24 protein-coding genes and 1 tRNA gene are annotated in these 21,295 nt (G+C 58.8%); 18 read left to right on the top strand and 7 right to left on the bottom strand.

All coding sequences use genetic code 11. From position 1 onward, the window contains the following. The first annotated feature begins 38 nt into the window (after nucleotides 1–38). Both AC07XF_RS18205 and AC07XF_RS18200 read left to right on the top strand, forming a co-directional pair. On the top strand, nucleotides 39–710 hold the full coding sequence (locus tag AC07XF_RS18205) for a response regulator (RefSeq protein ID WP_007979804.1): 672 nt from the start codon (nucleotides 39–41) through the stop codon (nucleotides 708–710). Further along, nucleotides 703–2,091 (top strand): sensor histidine kinase N-terminal domain-containing protein, encoded by a 1,389-nt coding sequence (locus tag AC07XF_RS18200; RefSeq protein WP_495027525.1) that lies wholly within the window; start codon nucleotides 703–705, stop codon nucleotides 2,089–2,091. Before AC07XF_RS18205 ends, AC07XF_RS18200 begins: the two co-directional genes overlap by 8 nt. 115 nt (nucleotides 2,092–2,206) lie before the next feature. Here AC07XF_RS18200 and AC07XF_RS18195 read toward each other — a convergent pair whose 3' ends face one another. After that, on the bottom strand, nucleotides 2,207–3,028 hold the full coding sequence (locus AC07XF_RS18195; RefSeq protein WP_495027524.1) for an HDOD domain-containing protein: 822 nt from the start codon (nucleotides 3,026–3,028) through the stop codon (nucleotides 2,207–2,209). A gap of 34 nt (nucleotides 3,029–3,062) precedes the next feature. Continuing rightward, complete coding sequence (gene ygfZ / locus AC07XF_RS18190) at nucleotides 3,063–4,004, bottom strand: CAF17-like 4Fe-4S cluster assembly/insertion protein YgfZ (RefSeq protein ID WP_495027523.1); 942 nt, start codon at nucleotides 4,002–4,004, stop codon at nucleotides 3,063–3,065. Between the two features lie 149 nt (nucleotides 4,005–4,153). Between ygfZ and AC07XF_RS18185 the strand changes: the two genes are divergently transcribed. Both AC07XF_RS18185 and AC07XF_RS18180 read left to right on the top strand, forming a co-directional pair. Then, nucleotides 4,154–4,408, top strand: coding sequence for an FAD assembly factor SdhE (locus AC07XF_RS18185; RefSeq protein WP_003184348.1), 255 nt, complete (start codon nucleotides 4,154–4,156; stop codon nucleotides 4,406–4,408). Next, nucleotides 4,392–4,844 (top strand): protein YgfX, encoded by a 453-nt coding sequence (locus tag AC07XF_RS18180; RefSeq protein WP_495027522.1) that lies wholly within the window; start codon nucleotides 4,392–4,394, stop codon nucleotides 4,842–4,844. The genes AC07XF_RS18185 and AC07XF_RS18180 overlap by 17 nt, the downstream gene beginning before the upstream one ends. Here the strand turns inward: AC07XF_RS18180 and nadB are convergent. Beyond that, nucleotides 4,813–6,429, bottom strand: a complete 1,617-nt coding sequence (gene nadB / locus AC07XF_RS18175) for an L-aspartate oxidase (protein WP_495027521.1) — start codon at nucleotides 6,427–6,429, stop codon at nucleotides 4,813–4,815. The genes AC07XF_RS18180 and nadB overlap by 32 nt on opposite strands. Before the next feature lie 552 nt (nucleotides 6,430–6,981). On the opposite strand from nadB, the gene rpoE reads away from it, so the two are divergent. The 4 genes from rpoE to AC07XF_RS18155 all read left to right on the top strand — a co-directional run bounded on the left by rpoE (nucleotide 6,982) and on the right by AC07XF_RS18155 (nucleotide 10,753). After that, nucleotides 6,982–7,563 carry an RNA polymerase sigma factor RpoE/AlgU gene (gene rpoE / locus AC07XF_RS18170; protein WP_003172477.1) on the top strand — a complete coding sequence of 194 codons (582 nt, stop codon included), beginning with the start codon at nucleotides 6,982–6,984 and terminating at the stop codon, nucleotides 7,561–7,563. Between the two features lie 31 nt (nucleotides 7,564–7,594). Continuing rightward, nucleotides 7,595–8,182, top strand: coding sequence for a sigma-E factor negative regulatory protein (locus AC07XF_RS18165; protein WP_495027520.1), 588 nt, complete (start codon nucleotides 7,595–7,597; stop codon nucleotides 8,180–8,182). An 8-nt stretch (nucleotides 8,183–8,190) separates the two neighbouring features. After that, the gene (locus tag AC07XF_RS18160; RefSeq protein ID WP_495027519.1) at nucleotides 8,191–9,150 is read left to right on the top strand and encodes a MucB/RseB C-terminal domain-containing protein; all 960 of its coding nucleotides are present in this window, start codon (nucleotides 8,191–8,193) and stop codon (nucleotides 9,148–9,150) included. A gap of 178 nt (nucleotides 9,151–9,328) precedes the next feature. Continuing rightward, nucleotides 9,329–10,753, top strand: coding sequence for a DegQ family serine endoprotease (locus tag AC07XF_RS18155; RefSeq protein ID WP_495027518.1), 1,425 nt, complete (start codon nucleotides 9,329–9,331; stop codon nucleotides 10,751–10,753). Nucleotides 10,754–10,837: 84 nt separating this feature from the next. On the opposite strand, the gene AC07XF_RS18150 is transcribed toward AC07XF_RS18155, so the two are convergent. Then, nucleotides 10,838–12,271: a M48 family metalloprotease gene (locus tag AC07XF_RS18150; protein ID WP_495027517.1), complete on the bottom strand. Its 1,434-nt coding sequence runs from the start codon at nucleotides 12,269–12,271 to the stop codon at nucleotides 10,838–10,840. A gap of 98 nt (nucleotides 12,272–12,369) precedes the next feature. Here AC07XF_RS18150 and AC07XF_RS18145 point away from each other — a divergent pair, with 98 nt between their 5' ends. Together AC07XF_RS18145 and AC07XF_RS18140 are read left to right on the top strand one after the other, a co-directional pair. Then, nucleotides 12,370–12,609: a sulfurtransferase TusA family protein gene (locus AC07XF_RS18145; protein WP_008023781.1), complete on the top strand. Its 240-nt coding sequence runs from the start codon at nucleotides 12,370–12,372 to the stop codon at nucleotides 12,607–12,609. A 31-nt stretch (nucleotides 12,610–12,640) separates the two neighbouring features. Continuing rightward, nucleotides 12,641–13,711, top strand: a complete 1,071-nt coding sequence (locus AC07XF_RS18140) for an AI-2E family transporter (RefSeq protein ID WP_495027516.1) — start codon at nucleotides 12,641–12,643, stop codon at nucleotides 13,709–13,711. A 132-nt stretch (nucleotides 13,712–13,843) separates the two neighbouring features. On the opposite strand, the gene AC07XF_RS18135 is transcribed toward AC07XF_RS18140, so the two are convergent. Beyond that, the gene (locus tag AC07XF_RS18135) at nucleotides 13,844–14,317 is read right to left on the bottom strand and encodes a peroxiredoxin (protein WP_495027515.1); all 474 of its coding nucleotides are present in this window, start codon (nucleotides 14,315–14,317) and stop codon (nucleotides 13,844–13,846) included. 10 nt (nucleotides 14,318–14,327) lie between these two features. After that, nucleotides 14,328–14,888, bottom strand: a complete 561-nt coding sequence (locus AC07XF_RS18130) for a glycine cleavage system transcriptional repressor (protein ID WP_007984753.1) — start codon at nucleotides 14,886–14,888, stop codon at nucleotides 14,328–14,330. A 328-nt stretch (nucleotides 14,889–15,216) separates the two neighbouring features. Here AC07XF_RS18130 and dapA point away from each other — a divergent pair, with 328 nt between their 5' ends. From dapA to AC07XF_RS18100, 6 genes are all read left to right on the top strand, one after another. Next, on the top strand, nucleotides 15,217–16,095 hold the full coding sequence (gene dapA, locus AC07XF_RS18125) for a 4-hydroxy-tetrahydrodipicolinate synthase (RefSeq protein WP_007979774.1): 879 nt from the start codon (nucleotides 15,217–15,219) through the stop codon (nucleotides 16,093–16,095). A gap of 17 nt (nucleotides 16,096–16,112) precedes the next feature. Further along, on the top strand, nucleotides 16,113–17,228 hold the full coding sequence (gene bamC / locus AC07XF_RS18120; protein WP_495027514.1) for an NlpB/DapX family lipoprotein: 1,116 nt from the start codon (nucleotides 16,113–16,115) through the stop codon (nucleotides 17,226–17,228). A 4-nt stretch (nucleotides 17,229–17,232) separates the two neighbouring features. Then, nucleotides 17,233–17,991 carry an MBL fold metallo-hydrolase gene (locus AC07XF_RS18115; protein WP_495027513.1) on the top strand — a complete coding sequence of 253 codons (759 nt, stop codon included), beginning with the start codon at nucleotides 17,233–17,235 and terminating at the stop codon, nucleotides 17,989–17,991. Between the two features lie 28 nt (nucleotides 17,992–18,019). Next, nucleotides 18,020–18,733: a phosphoribosylaminoimidazolesuccinocarboxamide synthase gene (gene purC, locus AC07XF_RS18110; protein ID WP_007944067.1), complete on the top strand. Its 714-nt coding sequence runs from the start codon at nucleotides 18,020–18,022 to the stop codon at nucleotides 18,731–18,733. An 83-nt stretch (nucleotides 18,734–18,816) separates the two neighbouring features. Next, nucleotides 18,817–18,906 (top strand) — tRNA-Ser (locus AC07XF_RS18105). Between the two features lie 339 nt (nucleotides 18,907–19,245). Then, nucleotides 19,246–19,437: a YegP family protein gene (locus tag AC07XF_RS18100; protein WP_495027512.1), complete on the top strand. Its 192-nt coding sequence runs from the start codon at nucleotides 19,246–19,248 to the stop codon at nucleotides 19,435–19,437. Nucleotides 19,438–19,487: 50 nt separating this feature from the next. On the opposite strand, the gene AC07XF_RS18095 is transcribed toward AC07XF_RS18100, so the two are convergent. Continuing rightward, complete coding sequence (locus AC07XF_RS18095) at nucleotides 19,488–19,694, bottom strand: hypothetical protein (RefSeq protein ID WP_495027511.1); 207 nt, start codon at nucleotides 19,692–19,694, stop codon at nucleotides 19,488–19,490. Nucleotides 19,695–19,942: 248 nt separating this feature from the next. Between AC07XF_RS18095 and AC07XF_RS18090 the strand changes: the two genes are divergently transcribed. Further along, the gene (locus AC07XF_RS18090; RefSeq protein ID WP_495027510.1) at nucleotides 19,943–20,869 is read left to right on the top strand and encodes a LysR substrate-binding domain-containing protein; all 927 of its coding nucleotides are present in this window, start codon (nucleotides 19,943–19,945) and stop codon (nucleotides 20,867–20,869) included. 57 nt (nucleotides 20,870–20,926) lie between these two features. Beyond that, nucleotides 20,927–21,292, top strand: a complete 366-nt coding sequence (locus AC07XF_RS18085) for a 5-carboxymethyl-2-hydroxymuconate Delta-isomerase (RefSeq protein ID WP_495027509.1) — start codon at nucleotides 20,927–20,929, stop codon at nucleotides 21,290–21,292. The last annotated feature ends 3 nt before the right edge of the window (nucleotides 21,293–21,295 follow it).

Genomic DNA, 21,295 nt, shown 5'->3' with positions numbered 1-21,295 from the left:
AGAATGGCGTCGACCATCCCGGAATGAGGTAAAAATCCATGCGTGTCCTGCTCGTCGAAGACCATTTGCAGCTCGCCGAAAGTGTCGCCCAGGCGCTCAAGAGCACAGGGTTGACCGTGGACGTGCTGCACGATGGCGTGGCAGCCGACCTGGCGCTGGGCAGCGAGGAATACGCCATGGCGATCCTTGACGTCGGCTTGCCGCGCATGGATGGTTTCGAAGTGCTGGCGCGGTTGCGGGCGCGGGGCAAGAACCTGCCGGTGTTGATGCTGACTGCGCGCAGCGATGTCAAGGATCGCGTCCACGGCCTGAACCTCGGCGCCGACGATTACCTGGCCAAGCCGTTCGAGCTGACCGAGCTTGAAGCCCGGGTCAAAGCCTTGCTGCGTCGCAGTGTGCTGGGCGGTGAGCGCATTCAGCGTTGCGGCGTGCTGGCCTATGACCTGGAAACCCGGCGCTTTACCCTCGGCGAAGAACTGCTGACCCTGACCTCCCGCGAACAGGCCGTACTCGAAGCCCTGATTGCGCGCCCCGGCCGGGTGATGAGCAAGGAGCAACTGGCCTCCCAAGTATTCGGGCTCGATGAAGAGGCCAGTCCCGATGCGATCGAAATCTACGTGCACCGCCTGCGCAAGAAACTCGACGGCCAGCCGGTCGCCATCGTGACCTTCCGCGGCCTCGGTTACTTGCTGGAAAGCCGCGATGCATAAGCCCAGCAGTCTGCGCTGGCGGTTGCTGTGGAACCTGGCGCTATTGTTGGTGGTGTTGATGCTGGCCAGCGGGTTGAGCGCCTACTGGAACGGTCGCGAAGCCGCCGACACTGCCTATGACCGCACCCTGCTGGCCTCGGCACGCACCATCGCCGCGGGCCTGTCCGAACGCGACGGGAGCCTTAGTCTTGACGTGCCTTATGTGGCCCTCGATACCTTCGCCTACGACAGCGCCGGTCGGATTTTCTATCTGGTCAATGACATCAATCAGAAGCTGATTTCCGGTTACGAAAACCTTCCCCCGCCACCTCCGGGGACGCCGCGTACAGACGACTATCCGGCCCTGGCGCGTTTCTACAACGCGACCTATCGCGGGCAGAACATACGTGTGGTGAGCCTGCTCAAGCCGGTCAGCGAACCGAACATGAACGGTATGGCGGAAATCCGTGTGGCGGAAACCGACGAGGCCCGTGTCAGCATGGCCCGCAGTCTGGCGGCGGACACCTTGCTGCGCTTGGGGATGCTGGCGGTCGGTGCGTTGATGTTGGTGTGGTTTGCGGTGAGTGCCGCGCTGCGTCCGTTGGAGCGCTTGCGCACGGCGGTCGAAGAGCGTCAGTCGGATGACCTGCGGCCATTGCCATTGGTGGAGGTGCAGCGCGAACTGTGGCCGCTGGTGCGTGCGCTCAATCACTTTACCGAACGCTTGCGCGGGCAATTCGAGAAACAGGCGCAATTCATCGCCGATGCCGCCCACGAACTGCGTACGCCACTGGCGGCGCTCAAGGCGCGACTGGAACTGGGCATGCGCTCAGCCGAGCCCGATACCTGGCGCAGCACTTTGGAGACCGCCGCCCAGGGCACTGATCGCTTGACCCACTTAGCCAATCAGTTGCTTTCCCTGGCGCGGGTCGAAAATGGTGCCAGGGCGATTGCCGAGGGCGGCGCGCAGTTACTGGACCTGAGTCGATTGGCCCGGGAGCTGGGCATGGCCATGGCGCCGTTGGCGCACAAGCGCGGTATCGCGCTGGCGCTGGAGGCGGATGAACCCGTCTGGCTGCGGGGCGAGCCGACGCTATTGAACGAACTGCTGAGCAATCTGGTGGATAACGCACTGGCTCACACGCCGCCGGGTGGCAACGTGATTTTGCGCGTCTCGGCGCCCGCAGTGCTGGAAGTCGAAGATGATGGCCCCGGCATTCCTCTTGAGGAGCGCGACCGGGTATTCGAGCGCTTTTACCGACGCAATCAGCAAGTGGCCGGTTCTGGATTGGGTTTGGCAATTGTCGGTGAGATCTGCCGCGCGCATCTGGCACAAATCAGCCTGCACGACGGCGAGCAGGCGGGGTTAAAGGTGCGGGTGAGCTTTGTTGCAGGGGATTGATGCAGCGTCTGTTCAGGCCCCTTCGCGAGCAAGCCCGCTCCCACATTGAACCGAGTCGCCGCAGATCAAATGTGGGAGCGGGCTTGCTCGCGAAGGGGGGCAACGCGGTCTTTGATCAGTAAAACATCGAGCGCGTTTCTTCCAGATCGGCACACATTTCCTTGTTGTCCGGATCGATCCCGAGCTTGACGAAAGCGGGTACGCTGAAGGGATCGATGCGCGAGATCAGATGGTCGGTGTCTTTGTGGCAATACAGACTGGCCACCTGCACCAGGTCCACATAATCGACCTGTGCAGACTGGCGTTTGAAGTTCAGGTATAGCTGCGGCACTTGCACCAGCATGTCGGGAAAGTCCCAGACCCTGAGCAGTTTTTCGCCGATCAGCGGATGAATCTGGTCGATCACATGATTGAGGCTGACCGGGTCGGACAGCAGCTCATAGTGATCTTCGGCGTAAGTCAGGATCGGCAGCACGCCGATCTGATGCACCAGCCCGCCAAGGGCTGCCTGATCGGGCTTGAGTCGGGTGTAGCGGCGGCACAAGGCGTAGCTGACGCCGGCGATTTCCAGGCTTTTGCGCCAGACATCGCGCATCTTCTGTTCCACCACGTCGGAGCGGGCATGGAAAATCTGCTCCATGACCAGGCCGATCGCCAGATTACAGCTGTAGTTGATGCCCAGGCGGGTGATCGCAGTATGCAGATCGGTCACTTCCTGGGTTGCGCGCAATAGTGGGCTGTTGACCACTTTGATCAGGCGTGCCGACAGCGCGGTATCACGGCCGATCACTTTGCTCAGGGTACTGACGCTGACTTCCGGATTTTCTGCGGCCTTGCGAATTTGCAGGGCCACTTCCGGTAACGTTGGCAGAACCAGGTCATCGTTATTGATGGCCTCAACCAAATCCTGTTGGACCTTTTCCGCCAGCTCGCTCATTTAGTCTCTCTAGGTGTCGCGCCAAGTGCTGCCGTTATTGCTGGATTTCGCGATCGCGGTCCAGTTCATAAGGCAGGTCGAGCAGCTGCAAGGACGGCCCTTCGAGCGCGCCCAGGTGGATGTCTCCACTTTCTGCTGCTTCGGCTTGCAACACAGCCAGGAGCTCAATGTTTTGCCCGCTGCGGGCAGCCAGCACCACTTCACCGATGGAGCTGCCGTGGCTCGGGGAAAACAGCGGGATACCTGGTTCAGGCAGTTCGCCGACAGCCAGTTGCAGGCGATACAAGCGGCGCTTGAGTTTGCCCAGGTACTGCATCCGCGCGACGATTTCCTGCCCGGTGTAGCAACCTTTCTTGAAGCTCACGCCACCGACCGCTTGCAGGTTGAGCATCTGCGGGATGAACAACTCGCGTGTGCCGGGCATGACCTGGCCGATCCCGGCGCGGATCTGGCCCAGCAGCCATTGATTCAGATCGCCTTCGCTCAGCACCGCCGATAGCTTGCCTTTGACCGCATCGGCAAGACCTGCGGCGACCCACAATTCGGCGCGTTCAGGCGAGACGCGGATGGCGATCAGCCCATCGTTGCGCACGACGCTGTCGGTTTCTGCCGGCAGGTCCAGACCGAGGCTGGCCAGTGCGGCGTCGCCATGGTCCACGCCGAAGCGGATCCAGGCGGCACTTTCGTCGGTCAGTTTCGACTTGGAAAACACCGCGTATTTTTTCAGGTCCGCCAGTTGCGGTTCGAGCAATTCGGTGGCCATGGCCAGGACCACGCCGTCCCCTTCGAGCAGGATGCGGAAGCTCGATTGCATCCGGCCTTTTTGCGTGCAGCGCGCACCGAGGCTGGCCCGGGAATCGCTCAGGTAGTTGAGGTTGCAGGTCAGTTGGCCTTGCAGGAACTTGCTGGCGTCCGCGCCGCGAACCGCGAGAACACCTTCATGAGAAAGAGTGCAGAAAAAAGCAGAATCGGCCATGGGTCATCGCAGGGTAAAGAGTCTGGCGGACATCATAAGGGGGCGCCTTCGAAATGGGTAGTTCACAAAGGATCATCGGTGCCCGACCAAAGCCGACTGTTCGACGGGGCGCGGGCCTGTATACTTGCGGCCTATTTGAGGAGCGCTCCATGGTCGAAGATGTTGAACTGAACCGCCTCTACTGGCACAGCCGCCGCGGCATGCTTGAGCTTGACGTGTTGCTTGTGCCGTTTGTGAAAGAGGTTTACCCGCACCTCAACGAGGTTGATCGCGCCTGCTACGTCAGGTTGCTCGAATGCGAAGATCAGGACATGTTCGGCTGGTTCATGGAACGCAGCGAATCCGAAGATCCTGAACTGCAACGCATGGTTCGCATGATCCTGGACCGTGTCCAGCCCAAGTAATTCGTTCGAATGCCGCTGGCATGCCTCACGGCAGTTGCTGGCGGCATATCTTTTCGCCCAACTGTTCGCGTTGGGTTCGCTGTTTTTACTGTCAATTCCGGTCTGGGCCAGCTCGCTCGGCGTTGTGCTGTGCGTGGCTCATGCAGTTTGGCTGTTGCCCCGGCAGATCCTGTTGACGCACCCGCAGGCATTTTGCGGATTGCGGCGCGATGCCGATGGCTGGCAGTTGTGGAGTCGGGCCAAAGGTTGGCAGCCCGTGCAACTAAGGCCGGACAGCCTGGCGCTGCCGTTGATTGTGGTATTGCGTTTTCGTCTGCGTGGCGAGCGCCGGGTCAGGGCCATTTGCGTGCCCCGGGATTCGCAGGCGGCGGATGTGCACCGACGCCTGCGGGTCCGGCTCAAATTCAGCCGACGTAGGTGGGCGGCACCAGAATAGTGTCCAGCGCGACCGGCAACATGTTCGGATAGTCGAGGGTGTAATGCAGGCCACGGCTTTCCTTGCGCTCCATGGCTGACAGAATCATCAGCTCGGCCACTTGGGCCAGGTTGCGCAGCTCGATCAAATCCCGGCTGACCTTGTAGTTGCTATAGAACTCGTCGATTTCATCCAGCAGCAGTTGTACGCGGTGTTGCGCCCGTTGCAGGCGCTTGTTGGTGCGCACGATGCCAACGTAGTCCCACATGAATCGCCGCAACTCATCCCAGTTGTGCGCAATGATCACGTCTTCATCGGAATCGGTGACCTGGCTCGCATCCCAGGCGGGAAGGGGGGCTGGCATCGAAACGCGGGGCAGTTGTTCGAGAATGTCTGCCGCCGCCGAGCGGGCATAAACGAAGCATTCCAGCAGCGAGTTGCTGGCCATGCGGTTGGCGCCATGCAGGCCGGTGAAACTGGTTTCGCCAATGGCATAGAGCCCCGGCACATCGGTGCGGCCCTGTTGGTCGACCATCACGCCGCCGCAGGTGTAGTGCGCCGCCGGTACCACCGGAATCGGTTGCCTGGTGATATCGATGGAAAATTCCAGGCAGCGTTCGTACACCGTCGGGAAGTGCGTCTTGATGAAGGCTTCGGGCTTGTGGCTGATGTCCAGATAGACGCAATCGATGCCCAGGCGCTTCATTTCATGGTCGATGGCCCGGGCGACGATGTCTCGTGGCGCCAGCTCGGCCCGTGGATCGAAGCGCTGCATGAAGCGCTCGCCGTTCGGCAGCTTCAGGTGGGCACCTTCGCCTCGCAGGGCTTCGGTGATCAGGAAACTCTTGGCTTGCGGGTGATACAGGCATGTGGGGTGGAACTGGTTGAACTCCAGGTTCGCCACCCGGCAGCCCGAGCGCCAGGCCATGGCGATGCCGTCGCCGCAGGCGCCGTCAGGGTTACTGGTGTAAAGGTAAACCTTGGCCGCGCCACCTGAGGCGAGGATCACAAAACGCGCGCCGTAAGTGTCGACTTCGCCGGTGCCGCGATTGAGCACATAAGCGCCGAGGCAGCGATCACCTTCGAGTCCCAGACGTTTTTCCGTGATCAGGTCAACCGCAACCCGTTGTTCCAGCAATTCGATGTTCGGCCGTTTCCTGGCCTGGTCGAGCAGGGTTGTGAAAATGGCAGCGCCCGTGGCGTCGGCGGCGTGGATGATGCGCCGATGGCTGTGACCGCCCTCGCGGGTCAGATGGAACTCAAACCCGCCATCTTCATTACTCGACTGTTCATCGCGGGTAAAGGGCACGCCTTGGTCGATCAACCATTGAATCGCTTCCTTGCTGTGCTCGACGGTAAAGCGCACGGCGTCCTCATGGCACAGGCCGCCGCCGGCATTGAGTGTGTCATCGACATGGGATTCAACGGTATCGGTGTCATCCAGCACGGCAGCAACGCCACCCTGGGCCCAGAAAGTCGAGCCATTGGCGAGGTTGCCCTTGCTCAATACGGCAATGCGCAAATGACCGGGCAAGGTCAGCGCAAGGCTCAAGCCGGCAGCACCGCTGCCAATTACCAGAACATCGTGTTGAAACTGTTGGCTCATTTCAGGATTCCGCTCAAAGCGACCCGGGTCGGGGGTGGTGCAGCTGGACTGGCGAGTCGAGGCAGCCGCACCGCCTACTAGTATATAGAGGGGGGGAGCGGCACAATACCCGAGCCAGCATGGCATTGTGAAACTACTGTGACGCAAAACATCGGTCGCTTCGTCGGATGTTTTTCTGCCCGTTGGGCGCGAGAATGACTGTATCGCCGATTTAACAGTCTTTTTCCCTTCACGGTTGCACAATGTCGGGTTGGCACGGCTATAAATATTTGGAACTTTTGCCAAAGGGCCAAGATCAATAGACGGTTGCCTGAAACAAGGGACAGTGTCGGCTTCAGTGGGGGATTGCAGTTCCATCCTTGCTGAAGAATCCGATGACAAGATTATCCGCGCAGCCGGGTCAACTCGTGCTGCGCTTTTCGTGCGTGCCAAATCAGAGCCCGCAGGAAACTTGCCTGGAGGGGGAGAACTTTTGCGAAAAGCCCGAGTCTATGTTTGCAAGTCTGGTCGTTTAGTTCTGCAAGCCTCCTCCGAGCTCATCGAGGAGTGTTCATGCTAACCCAGGAAGAGGATCAGCAACTGGTCGAACGCGTTCAGCGCGGCGACAAGCGTGCTTTCGATCTGCTAGTGCTGAAATACCAGCACAAAATTCTCGGGTTGATCGTGCGTTTCGTGCACGACACCCATGAAGCCCAGGATGTGGCACAAGAAGCCTTTATCAAGGCGTACCGTGCACTTGGAAATTTTCGCGGAGACAGTGCGTTTTATACGTGGCTTTACCGCATCGCCATCAACACGGCGAAAAACTATCTGGTTTCACGCGGCCGTCGGCCGCCGGATAGCGATGTCAGTTCCGAGGATGCAGAGTTCTACGATGGCGATCATGGCCTCAAGGATCTCGAGTCGCCAGAACGGGCTTTGCTGCGGGATGAGATCGAAGGCACCGTCCATCGAACCATTCAGCAACTGCCGGAAGATTTGCGTACGGCTTTAACTTTACGTGAGTTTGATGGTCTGAGTTACGAGGACATTGCGAGCGTCATGCAATGTCCGGTAGGCACCGTGCGCTCCCGGATTTTCCGCGCCCGGGAGGCCATCGACAAAGCCCTGCAGCCGTTGTTGCAGGAAAACTAAAGACAGCGGCGACAGCCAAGAGAGGAACGCCATGAGTCGTGAAGCCCTGCAGGAATCGCTGTCCGCAGTGATGGATAACGAAGCGGACGAATTGGAATTGCGTCGGGTATTGAATGCCTGTGACGATGTTGAAACCCGTGATACCTGGGCTCGTTATCAGATCGCTCGGGCAGTAATGCACAAGGATCTGCTGCTTCCACGTCTGGACATCGCGGCGGCTGTTTCTGCGGCTTTGGCTGACGAAGCCGTACCGGCAAAAGCTTCCCGCGGTCCATGGCGCAGCCTGGGTCGTCTGGCGGTCGCAGCTTCCGTGACCCTGGCGGTGCTGGCCGGTGTGCGTCTGTACAACCAGGACGAGATCGCCGGTGTCGAATTGGCCCAGCAATCCAGTCAACCCGGATTGGCCGTTCCTCAAGTAAAAGGCCCGGCTGTTCTGGCAGGCTACAATGAGAGTTCGGAAGCTACTGGCCCAATGGCCAACGGCGTTTTGCAAGGTCAGCCAGGCTGGCACGATCAGCGTCTGCCAGGTTACTTGCGCCAACATGCACAACAGGCTGCACTGAAAGGTACTGAGAGCGCTCTGCCTTACGCTCGTGCCGCAAGTCTGGAAAACCGTTAAGGAGGATCATGCGCGCCATACCTCTACTTTCGCTTCTGCTCAGCGGCTGGTTCATCGTTCCAGCCCAAGCCGATGAAGCCCAGGACTGGTTGACCCGCCTGGGCCAGGCAGAGCAACAGCAAAGCTTTCAGGGTACTTTCGTCTACGAGCGTAACGGTAGTTTTTCTACCCATAACATCTGGCACCGCGTCCAGGATGGAAAGGTCCGCGAGCGATTGATCCAGCTCGACGGCTCAGCGCAGGAAGTCGTACGCATTGATGGGCATACTCAATGCGTCAGCGGCACCCTGATAGCAGGGCTGGGGGATTCGCCAAACTCCGCAGCTCGTGCCCTCGATCCACAAAAGCTAAAGAACTGGTATGACCTTGCTGTCGTCGGCAAGTCGCGTGTGGCCGGTCGTGCGGCAGTGATCGTTTCACTGACGCCTCGCGATCAGCACCGTTACGGATTTGAACTGCATCTGGATAAAGAAACTGGTCTGCCCCTGAAGTCTTTGCTATTGGACGACAAGGGGCGATTGTTGGAGCGCTTCCAGTTCACGCAACTGGATACCGCTGACGTTCCTTCCGAAAACGACTTGCAGGCCAGTAATGATTGCAAGGCAGTCAATCTCGAAGGCGACAAGGCTTCCGCAGTCAAAGCCGCACAGGTCTGGCATTCGGACTGGCTACCACCCGGTTTCGAGCTGACCAGCAGTACAGCACGCAAGGATCCGGAAACCAAAACCCAGGTCAACAGCCTGCTGTATGACGATGGCCTGGCGCGTTTTTCGGTGTTTCTGGAGCCTTTGAACGGCGCAACCGTCACCGATACCCGCACTCAGTTGGGGCCAACCGTTGCGGTTTCCCGACGCCTGGCTACGGCACAGGGCGACATGATGGTGACCGTTGTCGGCGAGATACCCGTCGGTACCGCTGAACGGATAGCACTTTCGATGCGCACCGACGCCGCTGCTACCAAGCAGTGAGCTGAATTCGAAATGTTTCGTGAGCATTTCAGTTTGCAAATACCCCAAAAATTTCTTATAGGTCAGAGCCCCTCGGCTCTGGCCTTGTTTGTTGTTCCCGGAACAAAAATACCGGCGTATTGTTCCCGGTGTTCCTTGCTCCATATCGCTTAACCATGCTCGTCGTAACGGGAGCCGTATGTCGATACCACGTTTGAAGTCTTACCTTTCCATTATTGCCACCGTGCTGGTGCTCGGGCAGGCGGTCACCGCCCAAGCGGTCGAATTGCCTGACTTTACGCAATTGGTCGAGCAGGCCTCGCCTGCCGTTGTGAACATCAGTACCACGCAAAAGCTGCCGGATCGCAAAGTCAGCCAGCAGATGCCTGATCTCGAAGGCTTGCCGCCGATGCTGCGCGAATTCTTCGAACGGGGCATGCCGCCACAATCGCGTTCACCTCGTGACCGTCAACGCGAGGCAACCTCCCTGGGCTCGGGTTTCATCATCTCTTCCGATGGCTATATCCTGACCAACAACCACGTGATCGCCGATGCTGACGAAATCCTCGTCCGCCTGGCTGATCGTAGCGAAATGAAAGCCAAGCTGGTCGGTACCGATCCACGTTCCGATGTGGCGCTGCTGAAAATCGAAGGCAAGGATCTACCGGTGTTGAAGCTCGGTAAATCCCAGGACCTGAAGGCCGGCCAATGGGTTGTCGCGATCGGTTCGCCATTTGGCTTTGACCACACGGTGACCCAAGGCATCGTCAGCGCCGTCGGTCGCAGTCTGCCGAACGAAAACTATGTGCCGTTCATCCAGACCGACGTGCCGATCAACCCGGGTAACTCGGGCGGCCCGCTGTTCAACCTGAACGGTGAGGTGGTCGGGATCAACTCGCAGATTTATACCCGCTCCGGTGGCTTCATGGGTGTGTCGTTTGCAATCCCGATCGACGTGGCCATGGATGTTTCCAACCAGCTGAAATCCGGTGGCAAAGTCAGCCGTGGCTGGCTGGGTGTCGTGATTCAGGAAGTGAGCAAGGATCTGGCTGAGTCGTTCGGTCTGGAGAAACCGGCGGGTGCGCTGGTTGCCCAGATCCAGGATGATGGCCCGGCTGCCAAGGGTGGCCTGCAAGTGGGCGACGTGATCCTGAGCATGAATGGTCAGCCAATCGTTATGTCGGCCGACTTGCCGCACCTCGTTGGCGCGTTGAAGGCTGGTTCCAAGGCCAATCTGGAAGTCATTCGTGACGGCAAGCGCAAGAATGTCGAGCTGACCGTTGGTGCCATTCCGGAAGAAGGTAAAGAGCTGGGCGCCGAGCCGAAATCCAGCATCGAGCGCAGCAGCAATCGCCTCGGTGTTTCCGTGGTCGAGCTGACCGACGACCAGAAGAAAACCTACGACCTCAAAGGTGGTGTGGTAATCAAGGAAGTCCAGGACGGTCCTGCCGCCATGATCGGCTTGCAGCCGGGTGATGTGATCACCCACCTGAACAACCAGGCGATCGGTTCCACCAAGGAGTTCGCGGACATCGCCAAGGCGTTGCCAAAGAACCGCTCGGTGTCGATGCGGGTTCTGCGTCAGGGGCGTGCGAGCTTCATCACCTTCAAACTGGCTGAATAATCCGGTTGTTGGTTGAATAAAAAAAACCGCCTCGAAAGAGGCGGTTTTTTTTGTCCGGATTTTTTTGTCTCCGGGGGGGGGGCGTCAGCCCATCATGTCCTTGATCATGCGCTCCTGTTCCATCAGCTCGCGTTGCCGCGCGTCGATCCGCGAAGACAGCGGGAAGTTGCTGCCTGCCTTGCGTTTGGCGAAGTCCAGTTGCTGGATAGCCTGTTTGTAGTCCCCGACCAGCGCAAAATATTCGGCGCGAGCCTGATGCAGACCGATGATATTGCCCGACAGGCCACGCGTCTCGGCAACCTGATACCACACGTCCGGATCATCCGGGCGTGATTTGAGCAGGCCTTCCAGGGCCTTCTCCGCATCCGCAGCGCGGTTCTGCTTGAGCAGCAGGTCGACGCGCACCTGATTCAGTGGATAGTTGCCAGGATACTGGGTCATCAACCGGTCAACCCGGGACTGTGCGTCCGGCAGGCGATTGTTGGTGATGTCCAGATCGACCTGAGCCAGGTTGTAAATGATTTCGTTGGGTGACTTGGCCAGCAGCAGCTTGAGGTTTTCCCGGGCTTCGTTCAGTTGGCCGCCCTTGATCTGGGCAATCGCCAGGCCGTAGCGTGCTACGTCGTTTTTCGGGTTCTCGTCGAGCAGGGCGCGAAAGCGCTTGGCACCGAGCCCCGGGGTTTCTTCATAGGTCAGTTGGACGCGTGCGCGAATCAGTTGATAACGCATGCTGTCTTCGATGCCGCCTTGTGGCGCCAGTTCGGCGCGGTTGCGGGTGTCGGCGATACGCGATTCGGTGACCGGGTGAGTCAGCAGGAATTCCGGTGGCTTGGCATCGTAGCGGTACTGACGCATCAGGCGCTCGAACATCGTGGGCATCGACCGGGGGTCGTAACCGGCCTTTTCCAGATTGAGAATGCCGATACGGTCGGCTTCTTGCTCGTTCTGGCGAGAGAATCGCCGCTGTTCCTGAATGGCCGCTGCCTGTGTGCCGGCAATGGCCGCGATCCCGGCGTCACCGGCGCCGGCGGCTGCAACCACGATCCCGGCCAGCAATGCCGCCATCATCGGCACTTGCATGCGTTTTTGCGCTTCGACGCCCCGGGCAAAGTGGCGCTGCGACAAGTGAGCCAATTCGTGCGCCAGTACCGAAGCGTATTCGCCCTCGGTCTGGGCATTCAGGAACAAGCCACCGTTAACCCCGACAATACCGCCGGGCGCCGCAAAGGCGTTGAGCTGCGGGCTGTTGATCAGGATGAATTCCAGGCGCCGGTCAGTGACCTGGCTGGTCTCCACCAGTCGGTAAACGCTGGATTCCACGTAATCCTTGAGTTGCGGATCGTTGAGCTGCGAAACCTGACTGCGCAACATGGCCAGCCAGGCGCGGCCGAGCTGGTACTCCTGTTGTGGCGAGACAATGGCAGAACTGGCGTCGCCGAGTGACGGCAGGTCGTCGGCGAAGCCCGGTGAGGCGAGCAGGCAAGCGAGCGTCAGCAGGGTGGGGCGCAAAAATGTCATGCACAAAGCCTTAGTCGACAAAGACCTTACTGTAGCCGGACACCAGCGTTGCGACCAGATATTCTAGGCAACTCAACCACCTGATCCGGAGTGATGCAATGACCGACGCTGTAGAGCATGACGTTGAACTGGACGCCAGTGGCCTGAATTGTCCGTTGCCATTGCTCAAGGCCAAGATGGAGCTCAACCGGCTGACCAGTGGTGCGGTACTCAAGGTCATCGCCACCGATGCAGGTTCGCAGCGTGACTTTCGCACCTTTGCCCGATTGGCCGGTCATACCCTGCTTCGTGAAGAAGAAGACGCGGGTGTTTACCGCTACTGGTTGAAAAAAGCCTGAAATCGGCTGCGTTTGCTCCTAAGGATTATTGATGTTCAAAGTGTTACGCGACTGGATTCAGCGCTATTTCTCCGATGAAGAAGCAGTGGTGTTGGCTGTCCTGCTGTTTCTGGCGTTCACCGCCGTGCTGACCCTGGGCGGTATGCTGGCGCCGGTGCTCGCCGGGATGGTGCTGGCATACCTGATGCAGGGGTTGGTTGTGACCCTCGAGCGCCTGCGGGTGCCGGGCGGGGTCGCGGTGGGGTTGGTCTTTGCGTTGTTCATGGGGGTGCTGCTCGTATTCATCGTGGTTGTCGTGCCATTGCTCTGGCATCAACTGATCACGCTGTTCAACGAGTTGCCCGGCATGCTCGCCAAGTGGCAGTCGCTATTGCTGCTGCTGCCCGAGCGCTATCCGCATCTGGTGTCTGATGAGCAAGTGCTGCAAGCCATCGAAGTGGCGCGGGGCGAAATCGGCAAGTTTGGTCAGTGGGCACTGACGTTCTCGCTGTCGAGCCTGCCATTGCTTGTGAACATCATGATCTACCTGGTGCTGGTGCCGATCCTGGTGTTTTTCTTCCTCAAGGATCGGGCCATGATCGGCCAGTGGGTGCGTGGTTACCTGCCCCGTGAGCGGGCGTTGATCACCCGGGTCGCGCATGAAATGAACCGGCAGATCGCCAATTACATTCGCGGCAAGGTCATTGAAATCTTCATTTGCGGTGGTGTGACCTACATTGCCTTTGTTGTTCTTGAGCTCAACTACGCGGCGCTGCTGGCATTGCTGGTGGGGATTTCGGTGGTGGTGCCTTATGTCGGCGCCGTGGTGGTGACAGTGCCCGTGTTTCTGATTGCTCTGTTTCAGTGGGGCTGGAGCGATCAGTTCATTTATCTGATGGCGGTTTACGGGATCATTCAGACGCTGGATGGCAACGTGCTGGTGCCATTGCTGTTCTCGGAGGCGGTCAACCTGCACCCGGTGGCGATCATCTGCGCGGTGCTGCTGTTTGGCGGATTGTGGGGGTTCTGGGGCGTATTCTTTGCGATTCCCCTGGCGACGCTGTTCAAAGCCGTACTGGATGCCTGGCCGCGCAAGGAACCGGAAGTCGCGCCGTTGCTTTAATTCTTCGGTGAGGCTGATGGCCTCTTCGCGAGCAAGCCCGCTCCCACAGTTGACCGAGTTGTTCAGGCGAACACGGTCCAAAATGTGGGAGCGGGCTTGCTCGCGAAGGCGTCCTGACAGGCGTCAGATAATTCAGGCGTTATTGAGGGCCAGAGCAGCAGCCAGAACCGCATCCACATGCCCCGGTACCTTCACGCCGCGCCATTCCTGACGCAGCACGCCTTTGTCGTCGATCAGGAACGTGCTGCGATCCACGCCCATGTATTCCTTGCCGTAGAGCTTTTTCAGCTTGATCACGTCGAACAGCTGGCAGATGGCTTCGTCCTTGTCGCTGATCAGCTCAAAGGGGAACTCTTGCTTGCACTTGAAGTTCTCGTGGGATTTCAGGCTGTCGCGAGACACGCCGAACACTTCGGTATTGGCGGCCTTGAACGCAGCATACTGATCACGAAAGCCTTGCCCCTCTGTCGTGCAACCCGGCGTGCTGTCCTTGGGGTAAAAGTAGATCACCACCTGCTTGCCTTTCAGGCCGGCGAGGCTGACGGTCTGCCCGTTGGTGGCGGGGGCTTCGAAATCGGCAACCGGTTGGTCGATGGCAACGGCCATGAAAGCTTCCTTACATTGGGTTCTGTGGGCGCCAGGGTTCGATCAGGGCATCAAGGTTCAGCGCGTCGGCAAAATCCAGGAACTGATCGCGCAGCCAGCTGATCTGCACGCCAGGCGGCAAGGTCACGGTAAACGTGGCATTGAGCATGGTGCCGCCGGTCTGCGGAGCCTGATAGGTGTCGCAGGTCAGGTTTTCCAGTTCGACATTGTGGTCCATGAAGAACTGACACAGCTCGTTGATGATGTCCGAGCGGTAGGCCGAGCTGACATAAGCGACGTACGGCAGGGCCTGGGGACGGTTTTCCAGGGCGGCGCTGCGCACCACGTTGACCGTGAACGCATGCCGCTTGGCCAGCACTGGCAGGCTGCCTTCCAGGCGTGCCAGGGCATCCCAGCTACCGGAGATTTCCAGCACCAGCGCACTGCATTCGCCATGACGGGTCAGGCGAGAGGTGACCACGGCGCAGCGGTTTTCATGGCTGGCGCGGCACAGGACGTTGGTCAGCTCCATGGGGTTGGCGCCGAGGGCACTGATAACAAGGAATTGTTCGCGAACTGTGGGGGTGGACATGCAGCATTCCTAAAGCGATGAGCGGTCGATACGTCGAAGGGGTGTTTTGCCGGGAGCGAGCCTGCGGATGCGAATTCAGAAAACCCCGAGCGGCAGGTTGCGACGTGCTCCGGCAGGGCGGGAGCGAGAGGTGGCAACGCTGGAACAGGGCTTGTGATGCCGAAAATGGAGGCTGAAACCCGACGGACGAGCTTGTCTGTACCGATCAAAGTCTGAAGGGTAGCGAAAACCGGCGCCAAGGGGAATGGCGGCAGCACAGTACTTCGCTTGTGCAAGCATCTTGGCGCCAGTACCATTACGGCTCTCTTTTTCCGGCAGGAGCGGTTTCATGATTGCGGGCAGTATGGTGGCACTGGTCACACCCATGGATGCACAGGGTCGTCTTGACTGGGACAGCCTCAGCAAACTCGTGGACTTCCACCTTGAAAACGGCACCCATGCCATTGTCGCCGTCGGCACCACCGGCGAATCGGCAACCCTTGATGTCGATGAACACATTGCCGTCATCAAGGCGGTAGTCAAACAGGTCAATGGCCGCATTCCGGTGATCGCCGGTACCGGCGCCAACTCGACCCGCGAAGCCGTCGAATTGACCCGTAATGCCAAGGAAGCCGGCGCCGATGCCTGCCTGCTGGTAGTGCCGTACTACAACAAGCCGACCCAGGAAGGCCTGTACCTGCACTTCAAGCACATCGCCGAAGCGGTGGACATCCCGCAGATTCTCTATAACGTTCCCGGCCGCACCTCCTGCGACATGCAGGCCGAAACCGTGATCCGCCTGTCCACCGTGCCGAACATCATCGGCATCAAGGAAGCGACCGGCGACCTCAAGCGCGCCAAAGCCATTCTCGATGGCGTAAGCAAGGACTTCATCGTCCTTTCCGGCGATGATCCGACCGCCGTCGAGCTGATCCTGATGGGCGGCAAGGGCAATATCTCCGTCACCGCCAACGTTGCTCCACGTGAAATGGCCGATCTGTGCGAGGCCGCCCTCAAGGGTGATGCCGAGACTGCGCGGGCAATCAACGAAAAACTGATGCCGCTGCACAAGGACCTGTTCATCGAAGCCAACCCGATTCCGGTGAAGTGGGCTTTGGTTGAAATGGGCCTGATGCACGAAGGCATTCGCCTGCCGTTGACCTGGCTGAGCGCACCTTGTCACGAAACGCTCCGCACGGCCCTGCGCCAGTGCAGCGTCCTGGTTTAATTGAGGAAGTACAACGCATGAAGCGAATGGCCGGACTTTCCGCACTTGCCTTGATTATCTCCAGCACCAGTGGCTGCGGATGGATCTGGGGCCCGGAAGGTTATTTCCGTGACCGTGGTAGCGATTACCTGGAAGCGCAACAGACTGCACCGATGCAAATGCCACCGGATGTCCGTACCGCCAAGCGTCTGGATCCGCTGTTGCCGATCCCGCGCAACGTGGCCGATGACACCGCCAAGGGCGAATACGTCGTTCCCCGGCCGCAGCCGCTGACGGCGGCTGCCGACGCCAGTGCCTACTCCCTGCAGAAGAGCGGTGGCTCCAGCTCCATCCTGGCGCAGAACCCGCCGGCTGAAGTCTGGCCTGTGGCCGTTCAGTTCTTCCAGGACAACGGTTTCCGTCTGGATGAACAGCGTCCGCAAACCGGCGAATTCACCACGACCTGGCAGCATTCCGATGAACTGTCTGCGACCATGGCCAAGCGCCTGAGCGCGGCCGGCGTCAGCACGGACAGCGAAACCCGCGTACGGGTGCGCATCGAGCCGGGCGTGCAGCGCAACACCAGTGAAGTCTATGTGGTCAGCGCCGAGCGTCCTGCCGGCAGTACAGCTGACGTGGCTTTCACCAACCGTTCGGTCAACACTGGCCTGGACGCGGCACTGGTCGACGACATGCTCGCGAGCATGAGCCGTATCTCGGAGAAGGGCGGTTCGGTCTCGATGCTGGCTTCGCGTGATTTTGACGCGCCTAGTCGTGTCAGCCTGAGTGAAGACGGCAGCGGCAACCCTGTGCTGAACGTCGGTACCGACCTGGATCGTGCCTGGTCGAGCGTCGGTCGTGCGCTGGAACAAGGCGAATGGCGCGTTGAAGACATCAACCGCAGTCTGGGTCTGTACTACATCAACCTGGCCGAAAAAGCCGAGAAGAAAGACGACAAGCCGGGCTTCTTCAGCAGTCTGTTCGGCAGCGCGCCGAGCAAGGAAGAGCTTGACGCCCGCGCCGAGCGTTATCAGGTTCGCCTGAGCAAGGTTGGCGAGAACGTCCAGGTCACCGTCGAGAAAAACATCAACACCGTGGCGCCGGCAGACGTGGCGCGTAAAGTGTTGAGCAAGATTCAGGACAACCTGGGCTGATCCTATGCGTTTCGCCGTTCTCGGCAGCGGTAGTCAAGGGAACGGCACGCTGATAGCCAGCGCTGATACGTACGTGCTGGTGGATTGTGGTTTTTCCCTGCGGGAAACCGAAAAACGCCTGCTGCGCCTGGGTGTGAACCCTGCGCAGCTGAGTGCGATACTCGTGACCCACGAACATGCCGACCACGTGCATGGCGTGGGTTTGCTGTCTCGGCGCTACAATCTGCCTGTCTACCTCAGTCGCGGGACCTTGCGCGGGATGCGCAAACCGATTGAACCCGCAGGCTTTCTGGCTGGCGGCGAACAGCTGCAAATCGGCGACTTGAGCGTTGGTGTCATTGCCGTGGCCCACGATGCACAAGAACCGACGCAATATGTTTTCAGTGACGGTGAGCGGCGCTTTGGCCTGTTGACCGACCTGGGCTCATATTGTGACAAGGTGTTGGACGGCTATCGGGACCTCGATGCGTTGATGATCGAGTCCAATCACTGTCGTGACATGCTGGCTCGCGGTCATTACCCGTACTTTCTCAAGCAGCGGGTGGGCGGTGAACTGGGACATTTGAATAACCATCAGGCGGCATTCCTGGTGGCCGAGTTGGGCTGGAAAGACCTGCAACACCTGGTCCTGGCCCATCTGAGCAGCAAGAACAACCTGCCGCAGCTGGCCCGGCAATGTTTTGTCGACACCCTCGGGTGCGACCCGGACTGGCTGCAACTGGCCGATCAAGATTCAGGGCTCGACTGGCGCCACATCGCCTAGCCCATCTACTTAGCAAGCGGAGCCCATCATGGAAAAACGTGAAGAACTCTACCGCGGCAAAGCCAAATCGGTTTACAAGACCGACGACGCTAACCGTTTGATCCTGCTGTTTCGCAACGACACTTCGGCGTTCGACGGCAAGCGTATTGAGCAGCTCGACCGCAAAGGCATGGTGAACAACAAGTTCAACGCCTTCATCATGCAGAAACTCGAAGCCGCTGGCGTGCCGACCCAGTTCGACAAATTGCTGGGCGACAACGAATGCCTGGTGAAGAAGCTCGACATGATTCCGGTCGAGTGCGTTGTGCGTAACTACGCCGCGGGCAGCCTGGTCAAGCGCCTGGGTGTCGAAGAAGGCATGAAGCTCAACCCTTACACCTTCGAACTGTTCCTGAAGGACGACGCCAAGGGCGACCCGTTCATCAACGAATCCCACGTCGTGGCATTTGGTTGGGGTACCGCCGAGCAGCTGGTTCGCATGAAAGAACTGTCGCTCAAGGTCAACGAAGTCCTGAGCAAGCTGTTCGACGACGCTGGCCTGCTGCTGGTCGACTTCAAGCTGGAATTTGGTGTGTTCCACGATGGTTCCATCGTGCTGGGCGACGAATTCAGCCCGGACGGCTGCCGTCTGTGGGACAAGGCCACCGGCAAGAAAATGGACAAGGACCGCTTCCGTCAGGGCCTCGGTGACGTCATCGAAGCTTACGAAGAAGTTGCCAATCGTCTGGGCGTACCGCTTTAATCGACGCAAGCATCTGAAAGCACAGAAATATTTCGCTTAGGGGGTTCGCTTCCTGCGAAAGTGTTGTTATGATGCGCGCCGTTGGAGAGATGCCAGAGTGGCCGAATGGGACGGATTCGAAATCCGTTGTACCTTCACCGGTACCTAGGGTTCGAATCCCTATCTCTCCGCCATTACATGGAAAAAGCCCCGTAGCTGAAAAGCTGCGGGGCTTTTTCGTTTCTGATGCTTTTTCCAGTGGTCTATCGGTGCCGGTATCTTGCCCCTGTATCTGAAACTTTGTCGGATCAGGCATCGCATCGAAGTCGGAAAAATAAGCCTGTTCCCAGGAAAAATTACCTGTCCAGGTCACTCTATTTACCTGTCCCCGGATCCATTGGGCGCCCAGTCAATCAGGGTCTCCGTTGCGAAATATCCTCTGACACTGAAAACAATCGCCCCGGAAATTCCTCCTCTACTCTGGTTTCGCAGGCCACTGATCTGCAGTCACCAGCAATCGCAAGGAGCGAGCAATGTATTTTGAGATTTACAGGCAAATCCGCGGCACCGTCCTGACTGGCAAGGGCCAATGGCGGTGGCGGTTGAGGGCGGGGAATCATGAAACGATTGCCAGCGGGGAGGCTTATGTCAACAAGGCCGATTGCGTGCACGCAATCAGTTTGATCAAAGGGACCTGCGATCAGACCCCGATCAAGGAAATCTAGATTGAGGGAGGGGAAGCTGCTCGTTCAGAGCAGCTTCATTTCAACCCGCCTTACGGCTGGGAATGGCCCAGTTTTCTCTTGATCAGTTCGTAGACATCCTTGTGGGTGGAGTTGTGCAGGGATTTGTCCTTGCAGGCCGAGTTGAGGAATGTTTTGACCTCTTCCCTGGCGTGTGGGTACAGGCTGGCGACGTAGTCGGCTTCGTGGGCCTGGGTGCAATTGAAATGCTTGTCGTCTTTGGCTTTGTCTCTGGCCATGGTGCCGCTCCTTTTGATTGCGCAAGTTTTGGATGAATAGGGTGGTTTTCCCTGTTCGTCGCTGAGCTTAGGGACTAACGGGCTGCCTGCCAGGGGTTCCAGGTAAAAAGGAAGGGGTTGTAAGACGAAGCGTTGAACAGCATTTTTCTTAAACGTGAACGGCATCAGGCTGTTGAACTTGAGTTGGATGGACGGCAGTCGTGCCAGCTACCTAAACTGTCAGCAGATTTGGGGATCGGGGGCAGTGGATGAATCGCAACGAACTTCGCAAGGCGGATATCAACCTGATGGTGGTATTCGAAACATTGATGCTTGAGCGTAATGTCACTCGGGTGGCGGAGAAGCTGTTTCTCGGTCAGCCGACCATCAGCTCCGCCCTCAACCGCTTGCGTGCGATGTTCAATGATCCGCTGTTCATACGCGTTGGACATCGCATGGAGCCGACAGCGCGGGCAGAGGAGATCATCAAGCACTTGTCGCCGGCGCTGGACTCCTTGTCCGTGGCCTTGAGCCTGACCCATGATTTCGACCCGGCCAGCAGCACGATGACGTTCCGCATCGGGTTGTCCGACGATGTCGAGTTTGGCCTGTTGCCGCCGTTGCTGCGAACCCTGCGCCAGGAAGCGCCCAACGTGGTGTTTGTGGTGCAACATGTCGATTACTGGCGGATTCCCGACTTGCTGGCGTCCGGCGATATCACTGTAGGTATCAGCCAGACCCGTGGCTTGCCGGCCAATGCCAAGCGAAAGTTGTTGCGGCATATCCAGCCCAGCATTTTGCGCGCCGATGCCTCCGACACTCTGCTGACCCTCGATGAATATTGCGCGCGACCGCACGTGCTGGTGTCCCATACCGCCAACGTCAGCGGTTATGCCGACGAGTGGCTGGCGGAAATCGGCCGCACGCGCCAGGTGGTGCTCTCGGTTCCGCAATACAGTTCATTGCCGGCACTGCTCGCCGGGACGGACTTGATTGCCAGCCTGCCGGACTACACCGCCGAGGCGATGGCTGCATCGGGAATGCTGTTCAAAGAACCCTTTCCGATCAAGACACCCACCCTGGACCTGTCCATGGTCTGGCTCAGTCATGTCGATACCGATCCCGCCGAGCGCTGGTTACGCTCGCGCCTGGAAGCGTTCATGAGTGAGCGCGCCGTTTTGCCGCTGCCCGAATGAGACTGGCGGCGCTGTGTTATATGTACGACCTGTCCATCCACTTCCAGGAACCCGTTCATGCCTCACCTGCACATGGAATACACCGTAAACCTGACTGATCTGAATGCCGATGTGGCATTGATGCGTTTGAACAATACGTTGGTGGCCTCCGGTCAGTTTGCTGCCGAATTCGACATCAAGAGCCGCGCAGTCAAGGTCGAGACGTTCAAGGTCGGTACGGCATTGGCTGATCGGGCGTTCGTGCATGTGAAGCTGGCGTTGTTGAGTGGTCGATCCGCACAGATCAAGCAGCAGCTGTCTGAAAGCCTGCTGGCGGTGGTGCAGGACCTGTGTGAGTGGCCGAGCGGCGTTGAAGTCCAGTTGTGCGTGGAGATTCTCGACATCGATCGCGATTCCTACAGCAAGACCGCCATCAACAACTGAGTA

The organism is Pseudomonas sp. GW821-FHT01C01 (assembly GCF_059422645.1).
Note: the sequence above shows the minus strand (reverse complement) of the source record. Positions and strands in the feature narration are given on the sequence as shown.

What these genes read in the sequence shown, in the direction of transcription:
- AC07XF_RS18205 (WP_007979804.1), top strand. Translation starts at nt 39, where the DNA reads ATGCGTGTCCTGCTCGTCGAAGACCATTTGCAGCTCGCCGAAAGTGTC.
- AC07XF_RS18200 (WP_495027525.1), top strand. Translation starts at nt 703, where the DNA reads ATGCATAAGCCCAGCAGTCTGCGCTGGCGGTTGCTGTGGAACCTGGCG.
- AC07XF_RS18195 (WP_495027524.1), bottom strand. Translation starts at nt 3,028, where the DNA reads ATGAGCGAGCTGGCGGAAAAGGTCCAACAGGATTTGGTTGAGGCCATC.
- ygfZ (WP_495027523.1), bottom strand. Translation starts at nt 4,004, where the DNA reads ATGGCCGATTCTGCTTTTTTCTGCACTCTTTCTCATGAAGGTGTTCTC.
- AC07XF_RS18185 (WP_003184348.1), top strand. Translation starts at nt 4,154, where the DNA reads ATGGTCGAAGATGTTGAACTGAACCGCCTCTACTGGCACAGCCGCCGC.
- nadB (WP_495027521.1), bottom strand. Translation starts at nt 6,429, where the DNA reads ATGAGCCAACAGTTTCAACACGATGTTCTGGTAATTGGCAGCGGTGCT.
- rpoE (WP_003172477.1), top strand. Translation starts at nt 6,982, where the DNA reads ATGCTAACCCAGGAAGAGGATCAGCAACTGGTCGAACGCGTTCAGCGC.
- AC07XF_RS18165 (WP_495027520.1), top strand. Translation starts at nt 7,595, where the DNA reads ATGAGTCGTGAAGCCCTGCAGGAATCGCTGTCCGCAGTGATGGATAAC.
- AC07XF_RS18160 (WP_495027519.1), top strand. Translation starts at nt 8,191, where the DNA reads ATGCGCGCCATACCTCTACTTTCGCTTCTGCTCAGCGGCTGGTTCATC.
- AC07XF_RS18155 (WP_495027518.1), top strand. Translation starts at nt 9,329, where the DNA reads ATGTCGATACCACGTTTGAAGTCTTACCTTTCCATTATTGCCACCGTG.
- AC07XF_RS18150 (WP_495027517.1), bottom strand. Translation starts at nt 12,271, where the DNA reads ATGACATTTTTGCGCCCCACCCTGCTGACGCTCGCTTGCCTGCTCGCC.
- AC07XF_RS18145 (WP_008023781.1), top strand. Translation starts at nt 12,370, where the DNA reads ATGACCGACGCTGTAGAGCATGACGTTGAACTGGACGCCAGTGGCCTG.
- AC07XF_RS18140 (WP_495027516.1), top strand. Translation starts at nt 12,641, where the DNA reads ATGTTCAAAGTGTTACGCGACTGGATTCAGCGCTATTTCTCCGATGAA.
- AC07XF_RS18135 (WP_495027515.1), bottom strand. Translation starts at nt 14,317, where the DNA reads ATGGCCGTTGCCATCGACCAACCGGTTGCCGATTTCGAAGCCCCCGCC.
- AC07XF_RS18130 (WP_007984753.1), bottom strand. Translation starts at nt 14,888, where the DNA reads ATGTCCACCCCCACAGTTCGCGAACAATTCCTTGTTATCAGTGCCCTC.
- dapA (WP_007979774.1), top strand. Translation starts at nt 15,217, where the DNA reads ATGATTGCGGGCAGTATGGTGGCACTGGTCACACCCATGGATGCACAG.
- bamC (WP_495027514.1), top strand. Translation starts at nt 16,113, where the DNA reads ATGAAGCGAATGGCCGGACTTTCCGCACTTGCCTTGATTATCTCCAGC.
- AC07XF_RS18115 (WP_495027513.1), top strand. Translation starts at nt 17,233, where the DNA reads ATGCGTTTCGCCGTTCTCGGCAGCGGTAGTCAAGGGAACGGCACGCTG.
- purC (WP_007944067.1), top strand. Translation starts at nt 18,020, where the DNA reads ATGGAAAAACGTGAAGAACTCTACCGCGGCAAAGCCAAATCGGTTTAC.
- AC07XF_RS18100 (WP_495027512.1), top strand. Translation starts at nt 19,246, where the DNA reads ATGTATTTTGAGATTTACAGGCAAATCCGCGGCACCGTCCTGACTGGC.
- AC07XF_RS18095 (WP_495027511.1), bottom strand. Translation starts at nt 19,694, where the DNA reads ATGGCCAGAGACAAAGCCAAAGACGACAAGCATTTCAATTGCACCCAG.
- AC07XF_RS18090 (WP_495027510.1), top strand. Translation starts at nt 19,943, where the DNA reads ATGAATCGCAACGAACTTCGCAAGGCGGATATCAACCTGATGGTGGTA.
- AC07XF_RS18085 (WP_495027509.1), top strand. Translation starts at nt 20,927, where the DNA reads ATGCCTCACCTGCACATGGAATACACCGTAAACCTGACTGATCTGAAT.